Source organism: Prevotella pectinovora (genome assembly GCF_000834015.1).
GTDB lineage: Bacteria > Bacteroidota > Bacteroidia > Bacteroidales > Bacteroidaceae > Prevotella > Prevotella pectinovora.
Genome location: NZ_JXQI01000021.1, coordinates 168,178 through 188,462, shown reverse-complemented (window position 1 = coordinate 188,462; position 20,285 = coordinate 168,178). Strand labels below are relative to the sequence as shown.

The window sequence follows — 20,285 nt, the reverse complement described above, 5'->3', positions numbered from 1 at the left end:
CATAGTGAATGAAGTCGTCTTGTCGTTGAAGCAAGATCTGTTAGTAGCAGTGTGAGTCTTCACAACGTATGTCTTGCCGGCCTCGAGAGTGAACAATGGAGAAACGAAATAATCGTTGGCATTGGTGTCCCAGTCTGAGCTGAAGCCAACACATGGGTGGGTATCACCTACTTGCTGCCAGTTTTCGTCATACTCTGTATAGCCCCAAGAGTTCCAAGACCATGTAGAGCTTACGTTGTCGCTGCGGTCCATAGCTGTCCAGCCTGCTGCGCCTGTCTCCTCAAGGAATGAAGTCTCGTATGGAAGAGCAACCGGTGTTTCCGGCTCGCCCTCTGGTGCTTCTGCAACGCTGAAAGAATAGATGCTGATAGCGTCGGTCTCCTGGTTTGGAGTCCAGTTGAGAGCACGGAATGCGAAGTAGTATCCGCCATCCTTGTTGATGTTAACAGTCCATTCTGTCTTAGCCTCTTCGCCTTCCATCTTAGGAAGTTTCTCGCCAATCCAGTCGATACCCTTAAAGTTGTCCTTGTTAATTTCCTCTACGAAGTAGTCGAGCAGCAAGCTGAGTTTGTTGTCGGCACCTGTAGCACCGTCAAACTTGATTACATAAGACTTACCCTCCTTGAGTTCGAATTTTGGAGAGATCAGCCAGTCGCAAGTTGCAGAACCTGCGTCAGGACCCATGAATGCAGATGGCTTACCAGCGAAGTCAGAAGCGTTGAACTCCCATGTCTTGCCAGGAACATCGCTGTTGTCGAGAGTAGACCATGTAGCGAACTTGTCGGCAGAATCAAATGTGATATTGTATGGCAGAGCTGTTGTCTCAGGCCCTTCACTGCCACCACCGATGGTAATCTCTGGAGTCTCATCAGTCTCAGCGATATCGAAATAGCTGAGAGCTATCACCTCGTCGGTACCTGTAGTTGTGGTAGCGAGGAATGCCAGATTATAGTCACCGCCCTTTCCAACGGCAAACACGTGGTCTTCAGTAGCAGTAGCATCGTAGACTGCCTGCATCTCGAGGTCTGTAATCTTCTGGAATGTGCTTGCATCCGTCTGTGATGTGCCAAGCATCAATGAGAGTGTGAATGCGCTCGGGTCAGTATTTTTCCATGTACGAGTCTTCACCTTATAGCTTTTGCCAGCCTCAAGTGTGAAAGCAGGAGAAACATAGTAGTCGTTCCATGTGTTTTCCCAGTCGTGCTTGTTTACAACGCCAGGAAAATATTTAGTAGAGGTGTTGTCATAGAATTCACCTGCTGCCCATGTAACGCCAGGAACATCACTTGCATCGAGTGCTGCCCATCCTCTCTGGTTGTCGCCCAAATCTACGCTATATGGCAATGCCTTAGGACCTGGTTTGTCTTCCACGATGTCGATACCGTAAACGTAGAAGAAGTCACCGTCATCAGCGTCGAGCATAGAATGAGCATAGAGAGAGAAATAGATTGGTCCGTCCTCTGTTGCCGTATAAGCAACCTTAGCCGTTTTGGCGCGCTCAACACCCTTATAATCGAACCAACCATTACCATATTTACCGAACGAGCTCGCAACGTTATCACTTATCACTGAGTTTGCCGACATGTCGGTAGCGCTCTTGCCTACCTGCACGCCACACCTTGCATAACCTTTATACTGGGCCTTGATGCTGATGTAATAGGTAGCACCTGCCGTAGCGGTAAACTCTGGAGAAACGAGATAATCAACATGCTTAGAAGCAGCATCTTCTTTCATGATAGCGCACATCTTAGAAGCAGCTTCTGCCTGACTGTACGCTCCCGTTCCATACTCCCAAGTAACTCCCTTCGTAGGACTGTCATCCACGGCTGTCCAGCCGGCGAGGTCGCCAGCCGTCGTGAAATCGACTGAATACGGGAAAGAGTTCTGGGCCGTTCCCGTCATCACGCCAACAAGCGCGAAGAAGAGAAGTCCGAATGTTCTTTGTAACGTCTTTCTCATAAATAAAAAGTTTAAAAATTAGTATATGTTTAAGTTATTTTCCAAATATGTCGATATGTCGTGTTTCTTCGTTATACCATAGGGATGTAACAAGGTATGCTCTGATTTCCTTCTGTTTCCGTCTTCCTTTCTATAGGACATGCACCGTTTTTAGTTTTTTATAGAAAAACATGCAGCAATCTGTATAGTACTGGATGCAAAAGTAATAAATATTTTAATATAACAAAAAAATAATAGAAAAAATTAGTACAAAAATAACATTTTGTTGCCAAAAAGATGTTTTTTCAGAAAGAGTGTAGACATTACGCACATCTGTTGGACTGAAATAATTCAGCGTGTGTTTAACCCAAATCGGTCATTAGGGCTTGCGTGGATTTTGTCTTTTAGAAGATTGGATTTTGTCTGGCTTTTAACCAAAAAATGGGCACGATGCTTGCCCAACTTGGGTACGCTGCTTACCCAACATGGGCACGGTGCTTACCCCGGATGGGCAGAATTGACGACAGACAGCTGCCCAATAATGGCATATTATAATATCCGTATTCCTGCTTTCAGGCTTCTGCCAATGCATGGGAAAAAAAATATCGCCCAAGAAAAAGACCTGAGCGATATTCTTTTTTTGGATACATCAGCTTATTTCACCACCTTGATGACACGTGGCGCCACCTTGCTGCCCTCGATGCGGACGAGGAAGACGGGAGCCTTGACATCGGAGAGGGAAGTAAGGGCCGACGTGATCTGTCGGGATGAAAGAAGGCGTCCGGCAGTATTATACACCTTGAGGACTGCACCCACGGCATTCTGGCTGACACGCAGAGTGGCGGTAGTGCGGTCGTATGCCACAAGCGGAGCTGCCTGGAGGGAGTGGATGGCGTTGACATGGAATTCGGAAGACTGCTGCTCACCCATCAGACTGTTGAGATATACCTCAAGCGCCGTGTATCCCTGGGCATTGACCATATTCTGGTCTGCCACTTCAGGATTGAGACCATGCTGGCGCTCCCAGTCGTCGGGAATGCCGTCGCCATCGGTGTCTGTCGGCACAGTGTAGTCGGTGGCATACTGTATGAAGCCTTCACAATCAGCCTCGGTGTCGATGATTCCCTTCTTGGCACCATAGGTGGCACCGCCGTAGAGGTTCACTCCCGTGGTTGCCTCCTCAACGACACGCTTCTCTACGGCGTCGCGACGGATGGTGCCGGCAGTGCGGAGAACGGTCTGATAGGCCTGTTCGCCACTCTCCACATTGTATATCATATACATCTCAGGGTCGTAGGTGCCCACGTTGCCCGCCTTTGAATACTTGTAGTAGTTGTGCTCCGGCACGATGCGCTCATCCACTCTGATGTCGGAGAGCGAATAATGCTCGGCACTCATCGCCTTCCAGTTGTCGGCGGTGCGGTTGGCGTCGCCCTCTATCACGTTGCCGTTGACATACCATTTTGCCGGTCCCCAGGAGGTGGCGCCACTTCGGGCGTAGCTGGAAGTGACAAGCACGACACCCGACTTGTTGGATGCAGGTCCCGGTTTGTAGTAGTTGCCGATGAAGTTGCATTCGTGGGCTGAGTTCATACCGTTGTATGATGTTATGTCGGCGGTGTTCTCGCCGCCGTAGCATCCGCCGTTGCCGCCGAAGTTGTAGTTCACATTGTTTATATACTCAAGGAAGACAACATAATCCTCGCCTCTGGCACCATTGATACGCGGCGAGCGCGACTTGTTGTCGGCAAGCAGGTTGCGATAATAAGACGCCGGCGAACCGCCCCACTGGGTGCCGTAGCCTCGTTTGCCCTTCTTGTGGCCGGCATTGTAGAGGCCTTCATGAACGATGGTGTTCTGCACGGTGAGGAAGTGGCAGTCCTGGGTGTTCATGTTCTCTTCCATCGACCATCCCACCACGCAGTGGTCAAAGATGTAGTTGTTGCAGTTTTCCACGCCGAGTGCCTGGTCCTGCAGAATCTGTCCGTTCACATCCTTCTGTCCGCAGCGGAAACGCACGTTGCGGATGATGAAGTTCTGCGATCCGCCCAAGTTTATCTTGTTGTGGGTGATGACGATGCCGTCGCCCGGTGCTGTCTGTCCGGCGAGTGTCCAGTCGGCACGGTTTATGCGGAGCTGGTCGGCAAGACGGATGTCGCCGCTCACGGCGAACACGATGGTGAGAGGTTCGCCGGGATACTGCTGGAACGCCCAGCGCAGAGTGCCCTCCGAACCGTCGTCGGCAAGCGACGTGACCTTCACCACCCTACCGCCACGGCCTCCTGTGGCATATTTCCCGAATCCTTCTGCCGTAGGGAATGCCGTAATGCGGAGAGCATCGGAAGCGAGGACCGCCTTTGACACGACTCCCTTCCTGGATACCGACGCCACACTGTATCTGGCATCATCGGCAGCATCCTTGGTGAGGGAGCGGTCGGTGGTGAAACGAAGGAAGGCGCCATCCTTATATATAATATATCCGGCAGCGTTGTCGTCGCTCTCCCATGAGATCTCGTTAGGGGTCACGACAAAGTTCATCGGCGCTGCCGCACCACGGAGAATCTTCTCGTAATCGAACGGTTCATCCTTGTATTTCGCAAAGAGGAACTTAGGGTTCATATATGCCTCCACCTCGGCATCCGTTGCCTGATGTGAGAAGCTGGCACGCGACGACACGTCGGCAAGACTGCCCGTAGCGGCATCGATGCTCTTGTATTCGTATAGCGATGCCTTGTTTTCAGAGCCGCTCCAGTCTTTCCATCCCTTGGCGTTGATAGCCTTGGGGAGCTTGCAGCCGATGAACATCGCTCCGCAGGTTTCCTTCCATGGTCTGCCGAGATAGTATGCACCGTCGGCAACGCCATCGGCTGCCGTCACCGTGCAGTTGCGGAAGAAGAGACCGGGATAGAACTTGTCGGCACTGAGCTCGGGATACATCACCTTGGTCATCGGCATGCCGCTCTCGGCAGGTGCTGTGATATAGCCGCCTCCCTTGAGGAGGTGGATACGGCAACTGTCAAACCATTCCATTCCTCCGTCGTAGACGAAGTCGGTGGCGCCTTCTATGGTGCAGTTGGTGAAATAGCCGCGTGCTCCCACATTTGCCTTATAGGTGTCCTGATAGCCGCTGAGGATGCAGTTGTTGAAGATATGGGCGTCGCCGTTGGTGAAGAGTGCCTCTGCCTGTCCCACATTGCCGCTGGTGTTGCGGATGGTGAGGTTTTCGGCATAGAAGCGGCTGGCATAGACGTTGAGGGCGGCGCAGTCGTTGTAGGTATTGTCCTCATTGCCTTTTCCGCGGCTTACGCCAGAGGTGAGGATGGTGGTCTGCTTGTCTTCGCCGATGAGAGAGAAGTATTTGTTCTTCGTGCTCTTCCTTCCGGCATAGACGTTCTCCTCATACACTCCCGGACGGATGTATATGATGCCGCGCGAACCTTCGGGAATGGCATTGATGGCATCCTGTATCTTGGTGTAGTCGCCGGTGCCGTCTTGTGCCACGGTGGATATCACCACGGCGGCATTGTCGTCGGGAGCGACGGTCTCACCGTCTTCACCGCTGCCTCCGCCGAGGTCGGAGAGGGTGCCCACGTCAGATACGGGATGGTCTGTGGCATACTGTGCCTGTTCGGCGGTTATCTCACTACCGAAAATCTGTATCTTGTGTACGCGTGGTGCCTGCATCTGGGCGTAGGGGTTGAGCGAGGTGGTGAAAGGACATTTGCCGTTGGCATCCACCTGCACGGGATTCTTGAGGTCTTCGCCGTCCCACACTCTCCAGCGGAGCGACACGTCGGAGGCGTTGATGACGTTCTCCATGAAATAGCCCTGGTCGGAGAAGACGGTCCATCCCATCTTGTGTTTCTCTGACCCCATCCATACGAGCGGTTTCCATTCGCCGTCGCCAATCTTATAGTCGCATTTTATGCCACGGCCCCAGGAGGTTGACGACCACGACCACTGCACACGGTCTACGTATGGTATATGGTCTATCTCTATCCATCCGTGCTGCGATACCTTGTTGCCGGCGGCATCTGTGATAGCTGCGTCGCGACACATCTGGACGAAGCCTGCCTCGCCATAGTTGGGGTTGCCGGAGGCGTCGTATGTGATGTTGTCTTCGAGATGGAGCGTGTGACCGGCAACGGTCCAGTCGTTGAATGTGGCGGTGCTGTTGCCGGTCTTGTTCTGACCGAGGTAATACTGTCGGCAGAAGGCTGCCGTGGCACCGGCGAAACCGTTGTATGACTTCTTGGTGGCGAAGGTGCAGTTGTGGAAGAGCACAGGATACTGCACGGCTGTGCCGCCGTTGGCTCCCACTTTCAGCACGGCATTGACATAACCGCCCTTGGCAAAGTCGGGACAGTCTACTCCTGTCTCTCCCTTCCAGGTGTCGGGCCATGTGGCGTCGCTGAAATTAATGTCGATGACTTTCGGATAGGTTGATGAGTTGCTCCATTGCGCCACTACCGACGTGGGGTCGAGACTGCCCTCGATGGTAGCATAGGCTGGCTGCAACGCCAATAGCGCCAAAGCGGTGATACCGGCATTTCTGATTTCCTTTAGCATATTGTTTTGTTTATAGTAGTTTTTTTTGAGATTTGGGTCTCCGGAGAGGTATTATTTTTCTGCCTTTTCTACCCTATATTTGACAATTTCTTTCTGAGACTCTATATCTAATGCCATAAATCTACGCCCTCTCTTTCTACATTATGGTGAAACATAGTCAACTTACGCTCATCCCATTCTTTTTGGGTATAAACGACAGGATTTATCTCCTCATTGTTCTCATAGCCCAATTCCATGAATGGGCATGCATACTTTTCTATATCAGACACGCTGCGACGGTCTTTATTCAATATAATCAGCAAGTCCCAGTCGGAATCTTCACGTGCGGTATTTCTTGCACGTGACCCAAAAAGGACTACACGGGCATCAACGGGAAGTATCTTACTTGCCGTTTCCCTAATCATTTGTATCGTTATACCATCGTTCGTCATAAACCAAGTATTTTTTGCAAATATAGCATTTTCCCTGACAAGTTCAAAGGAAGGACGAAAAAAACTCCCACCTGACGAAATGCCTGACGGGAGTTGTTTTTTCATCGATACGCTAATCGGTGTGGACGTTGTCCATATTGAGAGATTGTTACTTAACGATCTTTGCTGATGTGCCGTCGCTATACTTCACGATGTTCACTCCGTCCTGCAAGCTGCTCACCTGTGCGCCAGCCAGTGTGTAGATGGCAGTGATGTTCTTTACTGTTGTAGTCTCTGCCGAGCTGATGCCGTCTACGCTACCACCCTGGGCAACGAACTTGATCTGGTGCAAGCAGAGGTTCTTGTTGCCACCGGCCATCAAAGCATACTGACGGCCAGCCTCTACCTGAGCCTCAACGAAAGCAGGAGCGTTCTCAACGGTTCCGTTCTCACCATCGTTGCGGAAGTTGTTCGTTGCGATCATTGCTCCGAACTCGCCTTCTGCCTTCTCGTCATCGGTAGCGAGCTTGTAGATACCGATCTCACGGCTGTTGTTGCCGGCATAAACACCGAAGCTCAACACACCTGCCTTCTTAGGTGTAACGGCAACGATACCATGGTTGCTTGCCTTAACCTCTGCAATGTCCTGGATGGTAATGCCTTCTTCCCAGTTGTTCTGAGCCAATGTAGAACCGGCATTAACATAACCAGTATAACCAGGATTCTCCTTCTTGATCTGAGAGAGCTTTCCGTTTGCGGTATATACTGGAGTCTTGTCAACGGCAGCTGTGATGACGAGGTCGTCGTTCTCAAACATCACTGTTCCTGCCGGAAGAGCGGCACCGATATTCCAAGCGTCTGCAACCCACTGTGCATCGAAAGCGGCAGTGATCTCATCGTTTGTCATCGTAACGGCATAAGTGTTTGCCTCAACCTGAGAAAGGATGTAAGGAGTTGTAGCCTCCTGTGCGCTGGCTGAAACCATACCCATAAGGGCGATTGCTGAAAGTAGAATTTTCTTCATAATCTTTAATTTTTAAATAGTCCTTTGTTTATATTTAAATAAAAGACGGAGTGCCGATGGTATTGTAACCATGACACTTCGCTTTTTTTTACTATTCAACGAGGAATTCCTCGTCAGCCATTATTTCGTATATGGATTGTATCCAGGGTTCTGACCGAACTCTGACGCATTCTCGAGCTTGTCGAGGAATGTGTTTGGAATCGGGCGTAGGGCATGATACTCCTGCATGCAGTCGTCTTTTGTCATACTCGGGTTGCGGCCGATGATGGTGGAAGCGAACTTGCCCTGTGGAGAGTAAACACGCTTGATGTCGAACCAGCGCAGCCACTCGCCGCAAAGCTCACGGGCACGCTCATCCATAATCCAGTCGATGGTCATCTGTGACGCATTCACCTGTGCCTCGCTCAGGCTGTGGCCAGCCTTCACTACACGTGCCGTACGGATCTCGTTGTTGATCATGTCGGCAGCGGCACCCGGATTGCCAAGGGCGATATAGCACTCGGCAGCGATGAGAGGCATCTCGGCATAGCGCATTATCGGCACGTCGGCATGGCTTGCCTTCTGGTTTGCCTTCTGGTCCATAAGGAGAATAGTTCCGTTCTCATCACCATCCCAGATACGGTATTTTCTGAAGCGTGGGAATGAAGCGGCGATATACTGCGAAGTCTTGGAGTCGTAGTTGGCAGCATCGGTCTTGTAGTTGCGCAGAGGAGCGCCGCCATAAGCGTTCACGTTGCCTGTGTCGTACAGCTCGTCGATGTCTACAGTGGCATAGTTGCGGCTTGTCTCGTCGCTGATGTGCTTGCGGGTGAAATAGAGCAGAGTGTCGTTCACTGCTGATTTCTTGTCCTTGAGCTCTGGCTGGTTATACTTGTTGGCCTCAGCCTCTTTCCACTTGTAAGGATACTTCGACGGGTTCATGAAGGCTTCCTGGAAGTCGGCATCGTAGCGAGCGTCCCAATCCTCCCAGAGGTTCATGAAATAATATGTAGGCATGAGGAGTGTTGACTCTGCCGGATAGTCGAACGATGTCTGTGTGTTCTGGATACCGGCGTTGCCCACGAGCTTCGGAGAGAAGTATGAGTGCAGACGGTTTGGCTTGGAGTCGGCATTCAGTGAAGATACTGATGAGAACGTAGCCACCCACAGATACTCGGTGTTCGTCTTGTTGTTCTTTGCCTGCCAGATTTCGTCGTAAGTGTCATAGATTCTGATTCCGAGAGCTGCCTTGTTGTTAATCACGTCGAGAGCTGCATCGAGGGCCTGCTGATAGAAAGCCTTCTGAGCGTCGCTTCCTGCCTCCTCATACTGTGCACGGGTCAGAAGAACACGTGCGAGGAGTGCCTTGGCTGCCTTCTTGGTAGAACGACCTACGTTGCCCTCATAAGGAGTGACAGGCAGGTTCTCTGCAGCGAACTTGGCATCGGGGATGATCACTTCGTCGTAGATTGTCTTGCGGTCGGTGCGCTTGGCTGTGAACTCCGGGTCCTTGGTTTCCTTGGTCCTGAGCTCTATGTCGCCGAAGAACTCAGTGAGCCACCAGTAGCAGTAGGAGCGCATGAACTTTGCCTCGCCCTCGAAGTCGCTTCTCTTGTCTGCCGACAGTTCCTTGCAGTCGTCGAGTCTGCCGATGATGGTGTTGCAGACGTTGATGTTGTCGTAGACACGGTTCCATACGTTGGCAAACTGTCCGCGGTCGCCCTGCAGGTCTACGCAGCGTGTGAGCTGCTTACCGTAGTCGTAGTTTGATCCGATGTTCTGCCAGATGTCGGCCGATCCCTCCATATAGAGGCAAGGGTCCTCACGTCCGTAGAATTTCCAACGGAAGTTGTAATACATCTGGTTCACGAGGTTCTCCATACCTTTCTCGGTAACGAAGACCGCGTCGGCACCCTCATTGCTTGGATTATATTCGTCGAGCGAGCATGAGGTGAATCCCATCGTCGTTCCGCCGAGCAGTGCCGCGATAATATATTTATTGAAATTCTTCATTTTGTTTCCTTTATTGACGGTGATTAGAAGTTTACGTTAAGACCAACGGTTACGCTGCGCTGGTTGCCCTCTGGATCGAAGTGCTTCTGCCAGTCATTCTTCACGAAGTAGAGAGGATCGTTGATTGTGGCATAGATGCGCACGTTGTTTACGCCCATTGCCTTCAATGCTGTGCGTGGCAATGTGTAGCCGAGCGAGATTCTCTTCAGCTTGATGAATGAGTTGTCGCAGTAAGAGAGGCTCTGGTAGCCAACGTAGTCGAAGAGCTTGCGGCCCTTGTAGAGTGCCGGCAGAGAGCCGCCCTCGTTTGTGCCTGCCACCCAGTAGTCGAAGTTAGAGTAGATGCCACCGGTAGAAGGGTCGTAGTTTGCCACCTTGCTCTCGCCCCACTGTCCCCAGCGAGCATAGAAATAGATTGAGAGGTCCCAGTTCTTGTAGCGGAAGTCGTTGTTGAATCCAGCAAACCAGTCTGGTGATGTGGAACCTACATAAGCGATATCCTTGTTCTGGTCGATCACGTGGTCGCCGTCGAGGTCGGCAACCTTGATGTCACCAGCCTGGAAGCGCTGTGTCTTGGCTGCGTCTTTGTAGTATGCTGTCTCGTCGGTCCAGGCGTTCACCTCGTCTGTGGTCCAGATGCCGAGATACTTGAATGTCTTGTATGAGTGGATAGGATGACCTACCATATAAGTCTGTGTCTCCTTCTGTGTACCTATCTGCAGTTCCTTCAGATTGTCGTAGAGCTCGTCGATCTTCTCGCGGTTGGCTGAGAATGTGAGTGTAGAACCCCATGTGAAGTCCTTTGTCACGATGTTGCGGCTGTTGATAGAGAATTCCACACCGTGGTTCTTCACTGAACCGATGTTCACCATAGTGGCATACTTACCGTCCTGTCCTGCTGATGTAGGCAGTGAGCGCTGCAGAAGGAGGTCGGTGGTCTTCTGTGAATACCAGTCGAAGGTGATGTTCAAGCGGCTGTTGAGGAGCACTGCGTCGAAACCGAGGTCGAAGGATGCTGAACGTTCCCACTTCGTGGTCTTGTTGGCAATCTTGTAGTAACCGTTGTCAACCACACCGAGCAAGTAGCGGTTAGCCTGTGTATCCTGGAATCCGAAGCTCCAGTCGGCGAAGGTAACACCGCTCCATGTAGCGTATGCATTTACACTCTGGCTACCTGACACACCGTATGTGGCACGGAGCTTCAGGTCGTCGAGCCATGACTTGGTCTGCTTCATCCAAGGCTCGTCGGAGATACGCCATGCAAAGGCTGCTGATGGGAACCATTCCCACTGATGACCCGGAGCGAGTTTTGAAGAACCGTCACGACGGAGGGATGCCTGGAAGAGGTAACGGCCTTTCCAGTCGTACATCACACGGCCGGCATAAGAGAAGTTCTGTGCCTGCTGATAATAGCTTGAGTGTGAGAGTGCGCCCTCACCGCCGTCGTTGCTGCCCATGTTCCACCACAGGTTGCTTGCCAGTGTCTGGCCATTGGATGTAGCGCTCAGATTGTCGGCTACCTTCTTTCCCCATGTGGTGAGGAATGTCAGTGAGAGGTGATGGTCTTCCGGAAGGAGCTTCTTGAAGTTGTATGTCAACACATTGTTCCACTCCACGTATGTAGAAGAACCCTTCGACATGTTAGACTGGCTTCTTGTCTTGCCGCTCTCGATAAGCGTAGAGTGGTTCTCGGCAATGAAGTCGCCTGAAGAGGAGTTGGTGATGTGGGTGTTGAGTGTCGAGCGCAATGAGAGACCCTCAATCGGGTGGATATCCAAGTATCCGTTTGCCACTACGTTTGTGGCGTAGGTCTCTTTCTTGTATCTGTCGCCGTCAATACGGTCGATCAGCGGGTTAACATAGTCGTCGGCTGCCAGTGGATATGTCACGAGTTCGTTGCCGATGCTGTACTCGCCGGTTTCATTGTTGTATACGCCATAAGGTGAACCCAGCTCAAGACCGGTGTTCTTTGCCTTCATGTATGGTGAATACTCTGAACGGGTATGGGCAAGCTGGAATGTCACTCCTGCACTGATCCACTTGTGGAAGTTGTGGTCGATGTTGGCACGCAGGGTGTAACGGTCGGTACCGCCGCTCTTCTTCCACTTGTCGCCGTCGTTGGCATAGCCCACTGAGAAACGGGCTGCCGTCTTCTCTGTTCCTCCTGAGAGGGTCACGGTGTGCTTGGTGCTCCATGTGGTCTTCTTCTGCATGAGGTCTTCATAGTTTGTCCATGCGCCTGCCTTATAGGCTGCGTATGCCTCGTTGCTTGAGAAGAGCGACTGGTCGTCGGCCTCGCTGCTCCAGAGTCCGGCGTTCTGCGCTGCCAGACGACGGGTGTTGTAGTAGTCGCTTGGCGAACGGTAGTCGGCGCGGTCGGGACGGAAGGCTGCCGTGACGTAACCGTCGTAAGACACTGACATCTTGCCGGCTTCAGGCTTCTTGGTGGTGATGATGATTACACCGTTGGCTCCCTGCGAACCGTAGATGGCTGTTGAGGAGGCGTCTTTCAACACGTCGATAGACTCGATGTCGTTAGGGTTGAGGTCGCTCATGCTGCCGCCCTGCACACCGTCGATGATCACAAGCGGAGAGTTGCCGCCGCTGATTGAACGGTTACCACGGATGCGGAGTTCACTGCCGTTGATGTCGAGACCTGAGATACGGCCCTGCATGGCTGAAGCAACACTGGTGGTAGGGGTCTGAAGGATGACGTCTGACTTCACTGAGGCTACCGAACCGGTGAGGTCGCGCTTCTTAACGGTACCGAAACCGATAACGACAACGTCGTCGAGCTGGTTTGACTCGGGAACCATCTTGAGCGACAATGGGGTGCCGACGGTGGCCTGCACCTTCTGGGTCTTGTATCCAACGTATGAAATTTCAAGAGTCACCTTTCCCGAAACGTTGTTCAAGGTGAAATTACCGTCGAGGTCTGTAACAGTACCGTTCTTTGTCTGTCCCATAGGGATAACGGTAACACCAATCATTGGCAGTCCTGTCTCGTCAACGATATTACCTTTCACTACCCCACTTTGCTGAACAGCTTGTGGAGAAGGGGCAACGTTTCCGTTGCCTGCGGCATTGGCTGCCACAGGACAAAGCATTGCAGAGGACAGAGCAAGCGTGATGGACATCTTTTTCAAGTTGGCACTTGAATTATACATCTTTCTTGTCTTCATAAAAATAGATTTTAAAATAATTGTATTTTTCCTTATAGTTGAGAAACGGACAGACAAGGTGTTTGTAACCATTATTAATAAAAATTCTTTTGTTTTTAACATAAACCGGTCGTTATTTTCTACTTGCATCTTGCGTTTCCTACCCAAAATTCCAATAACAACACCACATTACACCCCTCCCGACACAATAAACCACTACCCATCTGCGTTTTCTCTTAGAACAAAACATAAAGACATGCCAAATATAATAAGGAGAATCATTTTCATGCTGACGCTCATCCTGTCGGCATCATTACAGACTAAAGCCCAATACGACTTCATACGCCCCGTGAAAGACGCCATACCCGGTGGCTACAACTTCTGGGTTTACACCCCAACGGAATATTACTACACTCTCAACGAGACTCCGGTGATAATATTCCTGCACGGACAGAGCCTCTGCGGAAGAGACCTGAACAGGGTAAGACGCTACGGACCGCTCGACGCCATAGTGAAGGGCAGGCAGGTAGACGCTTTGGTGGTGGTGCCGCAGAACCCCGGCGGAGCGTGGAATCCGAAGAAGATAAACGACGTGCTGGAATGGACGAAACAGAACTATGCCTGCGACTCCACCCGTGTGTATGTCATCGGAATGAGTCTCGGCGGATATGGCACTCTCGACTTCGCCTGCACATATCCAGACAAAGTGGCGGCGGCTCTCGCCATGTGTGGCGGCTGTTCGAAGAAAGACCGCACGCCGCTCGGCAGGCTGCCTCTATGGATAATCCACGGCACTGCCGACAGGGCGGTATCCATAAGCCAGTCTAAATCGGTGGTCAACGACCTCGAGAAGTCCGGCAACGACTCCCGTCTGCGCTACACCTGGCTGCAGGGCGCCAACCACGGTGCTCCGGCACGCTTCTTCTATATGCGCAAGACCTACGACTGGCTCTTCTCCCACTCCCTGCTCGACCCCGACCGCCCCGTAAACAAGGAGATAACCCTCGACATGTCCGACCTCCCCAAAGCCTACCGTGACATGGACTTCGGCAAGGCTGACCCCGAAACGGTGTATGAAACGACTATAAAGTGATTCAGCCTGAATCGGGTTGATGGGCGAGGTGGAGTTTAGCAAAACAAATCTTGATGACCGATTGAAGTTCAGCCCCAAAGCCTTAATTGAAACAAAAAAAACGGATTGCCCGAAGCCAACAACGCTCCAGACAATCCGTTTTTTCATGCCAATGCAAATGGTTACCGTCCCATGCAGCCACGAGGTGCCGAAGGACGGTTTGGCACCACCTCACCGGCATGTTTCCGACTGAATTCCAGATTGATATCGGCAAGTTCCCGACGACCGAAGATATAGTCGTCATACATGTCATCCATATCTACTCCATCGCAATCACCGTCGCAGAAGTTAAGCGACTCCTTCACGATTGCCATTCGTTCATCCACCGTAGTGTCTTTGATAAGAAGGCTTTTCTTTGTCATATTTCTATCTTGATTTTATTGTTTTTATCTCTGTTTGTCATGCTTTTCCCCGAATCTGCCATCAGAGCCAGCTCGGATTTTAACTCTTTAGAATATAATCCTTATTCCTCCCGTTCGCCCCAGAATCGTTCATCAGAGCTTGACTGGATTTTGGGGGATTTTCAGATTAGCAACACGCCAATCTCATTAACGGATATCACAAGCCAAAGCTTCTCTTCGCCTGTCGCAAAGTGTTTTCACCAACAGTATAGGCATAGCAGGCTGACGGAATAAAATGCAGTGTGCCGAAATCCATATCCTTCCTGCCTCTCTGCCCTATAGTTGTGACCAAGGCCTGAGACAAATGATTCTTTTCCATGAAATACTTCAACGAAGACAATTCTGAGGGCCTGTCGAAGAAACGGTCAGTCCATTTCACTTCCACCGCCCAACTTGGCTTCTGCAAGGCATCATTAATACCTACCAGATCCACCTCTCCCTGAGTGCGGCCTATTTTCCAGTTTGCATATACGATACGCTCATCGCGCGGTATCCACTGTGAATAAACAGCCGTCTCTATCATGTCACCGATATTTCCATCTGTCATCTTCACCGGCTCAAATAAAGCACACCTCAAAGAGGGGTTCGTCAGATAAATCTTGAACGTGGTCTGGCGCTGGAACCTCCTTGCCGTATCATCGGTCTTATTCACCACTTTTATCAAGAAAGCAGCCTCCAGATATTGTATATACCTACGAATGGTTTCCTTCTTAACCCCTGATTCTTTCGACATTCCATCATACGAGAACTCCATCCCACTATGATAAGCTATCATAGCAAACAAGGAATTAAGTTCCTGCACATCGGAAATACCGTAAAGACTCGGCAAATCGCGCAACAAGACCTTGTCAACAATGTCATGACGCACAAACTGGCTGGGATCTTTCTGAATACGAGCTGAGAAAGCCACCTCTGGATAACCTCCGAAATTGATATAATCCAGAAAAAGTTCATTCAATTGGCCTATGTCAATGGAATCATATACAGAACTCTCTATGCCGCCCCACTCCACTTTGGATTCACGCATGATAATATCATAGCCGCGCAGATGGATATACTCAAAGAAAAGCAATGGCGGCAGATTGAAATCAGTAAACCTCCCGGCTCCGCTCTCATTGCTGCTCTTCTTGAGTGCTGCAGCTGCAGAACCAGATGCCACAAATTTCACATTGTGGTATGTATCCACCAAAGACTTAAGATTTATCTCCCAGTCTTTCAAATATTGTATCTCGTCAAAAAAGACATAAAACTGCTCCTTGCCCTTCTCCTTGCCAAGAATCTGACATGCCAGATTAAACAATTGCTCCAAAAGAATATTGTTATATATCGGAGTCTCCACCGACACATAAATGATATTCTGCGGTGAGACCCCTTCGTCTATCAGCTTTTTTATCGAATGATAGATCATCACGGTCTTGCCTACTCGCCGAGGTCCCATCAATATAATAGCACGTTGAATGTCGACATCCTTCACCAAGGGATAAAAGATATCAAGATATAGTCTGGGACTCATCTTTCCATAAAAAGATGGAACCTTTCCTTCTGTCCACCAGGGATTGTCAACTTTCAATCTCCCCAATATCTGCTTCTCCAAAATTGCCGTATACTCCATAACAATCGCATTTTAGGCTACAAATATAGCTTATTTTCTCTTAATCTGCAAATTTTGTAGAAATAAGCTCATAAAAACAAGCTTATTTTGCAAAATCAGCCCTTTTCAGCCCTTTTTCAATGCATAATAAGAAGCAAAGAGCCCCAAATCCGTGCCTCCCAGAATTAAATTACACCTCCAACTACCTGATTATCAACATCTAAACACCCGTTTGCAGAATAAGCCTGTTTAAACAGGCTTATTCTGCAAACAGAAGAACTGAGGAGTACTGGACCAATTACAATCGAGTGGTATCTCATATTTAACCGCCCTAAGTCCGACAGAAGCATCAGCAGGAATCGCAATGGAGACAGATATGTCATCACGAGGAGTAGATAAACAGAGAAGAAAATGACTCCCCCTCCACTGAGCGAGTTTCTAGCCTTGATGCTATAGCATAAATATTACTTATAACGTTTTTTGTTATCTCCAGGCAGTTCCATATTCCCAATTACATTAGGTCTAGGTTTTACTTCTTTGGGAGATAACGATTGGGCATAATTCTTCAATGTTGGAAGGTTTTTCCATCCTTCCTTTATCTGCTCTACATATAGGGTCAGTGCACCCAAAAACTTCAAATAATAGACGGCCTTAGAAGGTAGAATTCTATCAAGGGTCTCCTTTTCCCATTGGGTTGGCTTGTTGCCTCTATGGTTCATGTTCCGACACTGGTAAAGATCAGCCAAAAGCGATGTAAATTCTATATAGCTCTTATAGTCGCTGCTCTTCATGGCAGCCTTATACCCTAAAAAATAGACTACACATCTGATCTTATCCTTTGCGTAAAGAGTTTGAAGAGCCTGCTTGGATTTCTTAGTGGCATTAGACAGACCTGTTTCCTTGTCATTTCCGGGGAACACGAGCGAAGCAACCAAATAGTCGCTTTCTGCTCTTTTCTCTAATGAGGTCTTGATATTAGTTCCCGTTTTGATATAAGCTGGATATCCCCACATGCGTTCGGCTATGAGGCTTATATCTGGGTTCGTACATAACGAGTTGGTCATACGCTCTATTTGTTGATACATGGACAGACAAAAATCACCGAAGTTATCCTTGCGTCGAAATGCTTCCATCCTACAGAAGTCATCCATAAGACCATCTCTTATGGATGAAACGGGGAAATCAGAATAAAAATCTCGAGCCTGTTTCCTTACGACCTTTTCAATACAATACTCGTAGATCTGATCAATGCGCTCATCGCTTATCGGCAAAACGGATGCGGAAGGGGCCACGCCGAGCCTCTTTCGCAATTCCTTGTCGAACTCTGCGTTCTGGCCGCAGAGCCGTATTACCTTGTTTAATGTGCTATTCAGTTTTTCGTCCATAAGCGTTAGGCTAATAAATCGTCGAGTTCCTTATTCAGTTCATCTATATTGACCGACTCAGGTGGCCGAACCATCATCTTGTCGGCGCGGTGAATCAACCAAAACAGTTTACCATTGGCGTCGCGACAGTGGGATATGGCCAGAAGGTCCTTTTGGGTTTCCTCCTCCGGCTTCAACGTCTTGTTGACCGAGGCCCACTGCCTCTTTCCGCCTAGGGGGAAGGTGGCATATCGGTGGGAGACGAATGGTTCGATGGCCTTCTCCGACGGCTTCGACCGGGTGATTTCGATGGTGGCGCCATTCTTCTTTTCAAACTCCAGCACGGGTGTCGTTTCCACGTAGGTGATGCCGCGAGGCGTAGCTTGACTGGTGTTGTGGAGCTTGTGGCGCAACTCGTCAAATTGCGTCTTCAGCCTCATATATACGCTATCGTCCTCGCCCTTTACCATTTTCAGATACATAAGCTTTCCATCCAGCACATTCACCATATCTGGATTGCCTTTCTTTACATGTCCTTTAGCATCTTTGTATCTTGGAAAGAATTTATTGAACGCTGTGGCATAACCATATTTACGCCATATATAAAGAATGTTGCGAATGTCGCGAACATATTTCTGAGACACATTGAGTTTGTCACTAACTATAATGCCTGTAACCTCCTGACGTGAACCCAGTTTCTGCAACCTCGTCTTGTCTTTATTTATGACAAAACCTTGGCTCTCGACTATCCGCTTTAATTCTTTTCTGAACTCTCCCATAGGATGGTAAACATTGTGCATTGAACTGAATGTGATGTCATCAGCATATCTTGAATACACAACTCCAAATCGTTTTGCCAATCCAGCCAATCTGCGATCAAGGTTATCACAAATCATGTTGGTTATAATCGGTGAAGTTGGCGCACCTTGTGGCAAAACGTACCTTATACTGCCATCTTCCATTTTTTCTTTCATGGAACATAGACCTGCAACAACATTTGCAATCGGTTGTTTGAAGGACAAAGGCTTTAGCTGTAACCTTTTCCACACTCTTGCTTGATGGATGCTTGGAAAGAAATCCTTCAAGTCGATATTGAAGATATAATTGCGTCCTTTATGCAGATTAGCATTGGTTACAACGGAACGATTTTCTGTAAATCCCATAGCATAATCAGAAGGAGTGTAAACGGCCTTGAAGATTTCATTGACATATCGTAGCAACAGCATGAAACTCTGGTTTCTTGGAGCCGTTATCAGCCTAAAGCCTCCTGATTTCTTTTTAATTTTGAATTGCTTATATCGGTGAAACGAATTGTTGGGATTGCAATAATAATTCAAGTGTTTCATCGTGAAAGGATAGAACTTGTCAGACATACCACATTCTGCCATCTCATCCTGTTTTATCTTGTTGAGAAGGTGAAGGAGATCCTCTTTTGTCTCCAACAATTGGGCTGCTTTTGCTATATCGTTCTTATCCATATTTTTTTTAATACAAGAGGGTGACATCGGAAACGACAGACTTTCATTTCTTTATATAATAATAAAATAAGAATACAAATATAAAACAATAAGACACGAGTAGAAGACATACTACGTATGTGAAGTCTACGTTAACGTGATAACATTATCCCACCGGCCGTAAAGACGATGAGACATCATGCGAATCTGTCTCCAAAGAGACAGGGCTTTCGCCCGCAAGACGTTTTCAAATTTATATCTGTCGCTCCGATTATCAAAGACCTCTTTTTATTTTCTGACGCAAAGTTAATACATTGTTGCGAACTCTTTGGTCGTATCTATGTATAATTTGCATTTTTACTAATCAATATTCCAATAAGCGTCTGGATCACCATCAAAGGCATCGTCTATTACATCATCACTATATCCTTCCACATCTTGGGCATATGTACCAGCGTATTCACCATAACTGGAACCGTAATCATCGATACAATAATTATTCGAGAGACTATCGCTTTCTTGGTCTTTAACCATACCTAATATTTCTGAAAGAACGATATTTTGGGCAACATCTCCTTTTACAACCCTGACTGTAGCACGATTCTTGCCATAAAACGACCACATATCATCATATTCAATAGGGAGAACCTCATCGCCATTTTCATTTATCAATCCCCATTTGTTTCCATTGTTTTTTTGCCAATTTGTCACGTTTCCAATTTTCACCCTTGCAAGACCTTTATCAAATCCGTCAATATAACTGTATTTACCATAGGGAACGACTTCTGTACCATCTATGTTTAAAACAGCATATCCAAGATTCTTGTCTTGGACAGTATATAGTTTCTTGTTTCCAATAGCTGGTATCAAACTAAAAAATGACGGTTCAAAGATAGTTTCGCCTTTAAAATTAATAAGCCCATACATCGGACGCTTATACGAAGCAACCCTCCCTCCACTGCGAGGAAATCCATATAGGTAATCAACGGTGACCCTTATATAGTCGCTTTCATCATAACAATCACCATAGTACATGGTGAATTGCGGTTTTACAACAATGACACCTTCCTTGTCTACAAAGCCAATTTCATCACCACTTGTAAAAGGAATAAGAAGCCTTTTGTCATCCTGCATATTATATGAAGATGCTGGCACTAGAATCTTAGTATATTTATGAACTTGCAACATTTCTTTCTTTTCCATATTATATCATTTTATGTTTTGTGATGCAAAGTTAAATATATAG

Annotated in this window: 12 protein-coding genes; 1 reads left to right on the top strand and 11 read right to left on the bottom strand. The window is 48.6% G+C overall.

What is annotated here, in order from left to right; genetic code table 11:
• From ST42_RS02865 to ST42_RS02840, 6 genes are all read right to left on the bottom strand, one after another.
• Positions 1–1,959, bottom strand: a 1,959-nt coding sequence (locus ST42_RS02865; protein ID WP_044072163.1) for a choice-of-anchor J domain-containing protein, incomplete at its 3' end; no start/stop codon positions are given.
• Positions 1,960–2,592: 633 nt separating this feature from the next.
• A complete protein-coding gene (locus tag ST42_RS13085) occupies positions 2,593–6,507 on the bottom strand; it encodes a pectinesterase family protein (protein ID WP_082028559.1) in 3,915 nt (1,304 codons plus the stop codon).
• A 107-nt stretch (positions 6,508–6,614) separates the two neighbouring features.
• On the bottom strand, positions 6,615–7,043 hold the full coding sequence (locus ST42_RS02855) for a nucleotidyltransferase domain-containing protein (RefSeq protein ID WP_231556887.1): 429 nt from the start codon (positions 7,041–7,043) through the stop codon (positions 6,615–6,617).
• Between the two features lie 43 nt (positions 7,044–7,086).
• Positions 7,087–7,941 (bottom strand): hypothetical protein, encoded by an 855-nt coding sequence (locus ST42_RS02850; RefSeq protein WP_022317509.1) that lies wholly within the window; start codon positions 7,939–7,941, stop codon positions 7,087–7,089.
• 120 nt (positions 7,942–8,061) lie between these two features.
• Complete coding sequence (locus tag ST42_RS02845) at positions 8,062–9,933, bottom strand: RagB/SusD family nutrient uptake outer membrane protein (RefSeq protein ID WP_044072161.1); 1,872 nt, start codon at positions 9,931–9,933, stop codon at positions 8,062–8,064.
• Positions 9,934–9,956: 23 nt separating this feature from the next.
• Positions 9,957–13,115, bottom strand: coding sequence for a SusC/RagA family TonB-linked outer membrane protein (locus ST42_RS02840; protein WP_044072159.1), 3,159 nt, complete (start codon positions 13,113–13,115; stop codon positions 9,957–9,959).
• Positions 13,116–13,350: 235 nt separating this feature from the next.
• Between ST42_RS02840 and ST42_RS02835 the strand changes: the two genes are divergently transcribed.
• Positions 13,351–14,187, top strand: coding sequence for a carboxylesterase family protein (locus ST42_RS02835; protein WP_044072157.1), 837 nt, complete (start codon positions 13,351–13,353; stop codon positions 14,185–14,187).
• A gap of 161 nt (positions 14,188–14,348) precedes the next feature.
• On the opposite strand, the gene ST42_RS02830 is transcribed toward ST42_RS02835, so the two are convergent.
• The 5 genes from ST42_RS02830 to ST42_RS02810 all read right to left on the bottom strand — a co-directional run bounded on the left by ST42_RS02830 (position 14,349) and on the right by ST42_RS02810 (position 20,242).
• Positions 14,349–14,588: a hypothetical protein gene (locus ST42_RS02830; protein WP_022317505.1), complete on the bottom strand. Its 240-nt coding sequence runs from the start codon at positions 14,586–14,588 to the stop codon at positions 14,349–14,351.
• Between the two features lie 196 nt (positions 14,589–14,784).
• A complete protein-coding gene (locus ST42_RS02825) occupies positions 14,785–16,140 on the bottom strand; it encodes an ATP-binding protein (RefSeq protein ID WP_231556885.1) in 1,356 nt (451 codons plus the stop codon).
• A 542-nt stretch (positions 16,141–16,682) separates the two neighbouring features.
• Positions 16,683–17,603 (bottom strand): hypothetical protein, encoded by a 921-nt coding sequence (locus ST42_RS02820; protein ID WP_042518178.1) that lies wholly within the window; start codon positions 17,601–17,603, stop codon positions 16,683–16,685.
• Positions 17,604–17,608: 5 nt separating this feature from the next.
• Positions 17,609–18,928 (bottom strand): reverse transcriptase family protein, encoded by a 1,320-nt coding sequence (locus ST42_RS02815; protein ID WP_262503193.1) that lies wholly within the window; start codon positions 18,926–18,928, stop codon positions 17,609–17,611.
• A 471-nt stretch (positions 18,929–19,399) separates the two neighbouring features.
• Positions 19,400–20,242, bottom strand: coding sequence for a WG repeat-containing protein (locus tag ST42_RS02810; RefSeq protein WP_044072151.1), 843 nt, complete (start codon positions 20,240–20,242; stop codon positions 19,400–19,402).
• Positions 20,243–20,285 lie beyond the last annotated feature (43 nt).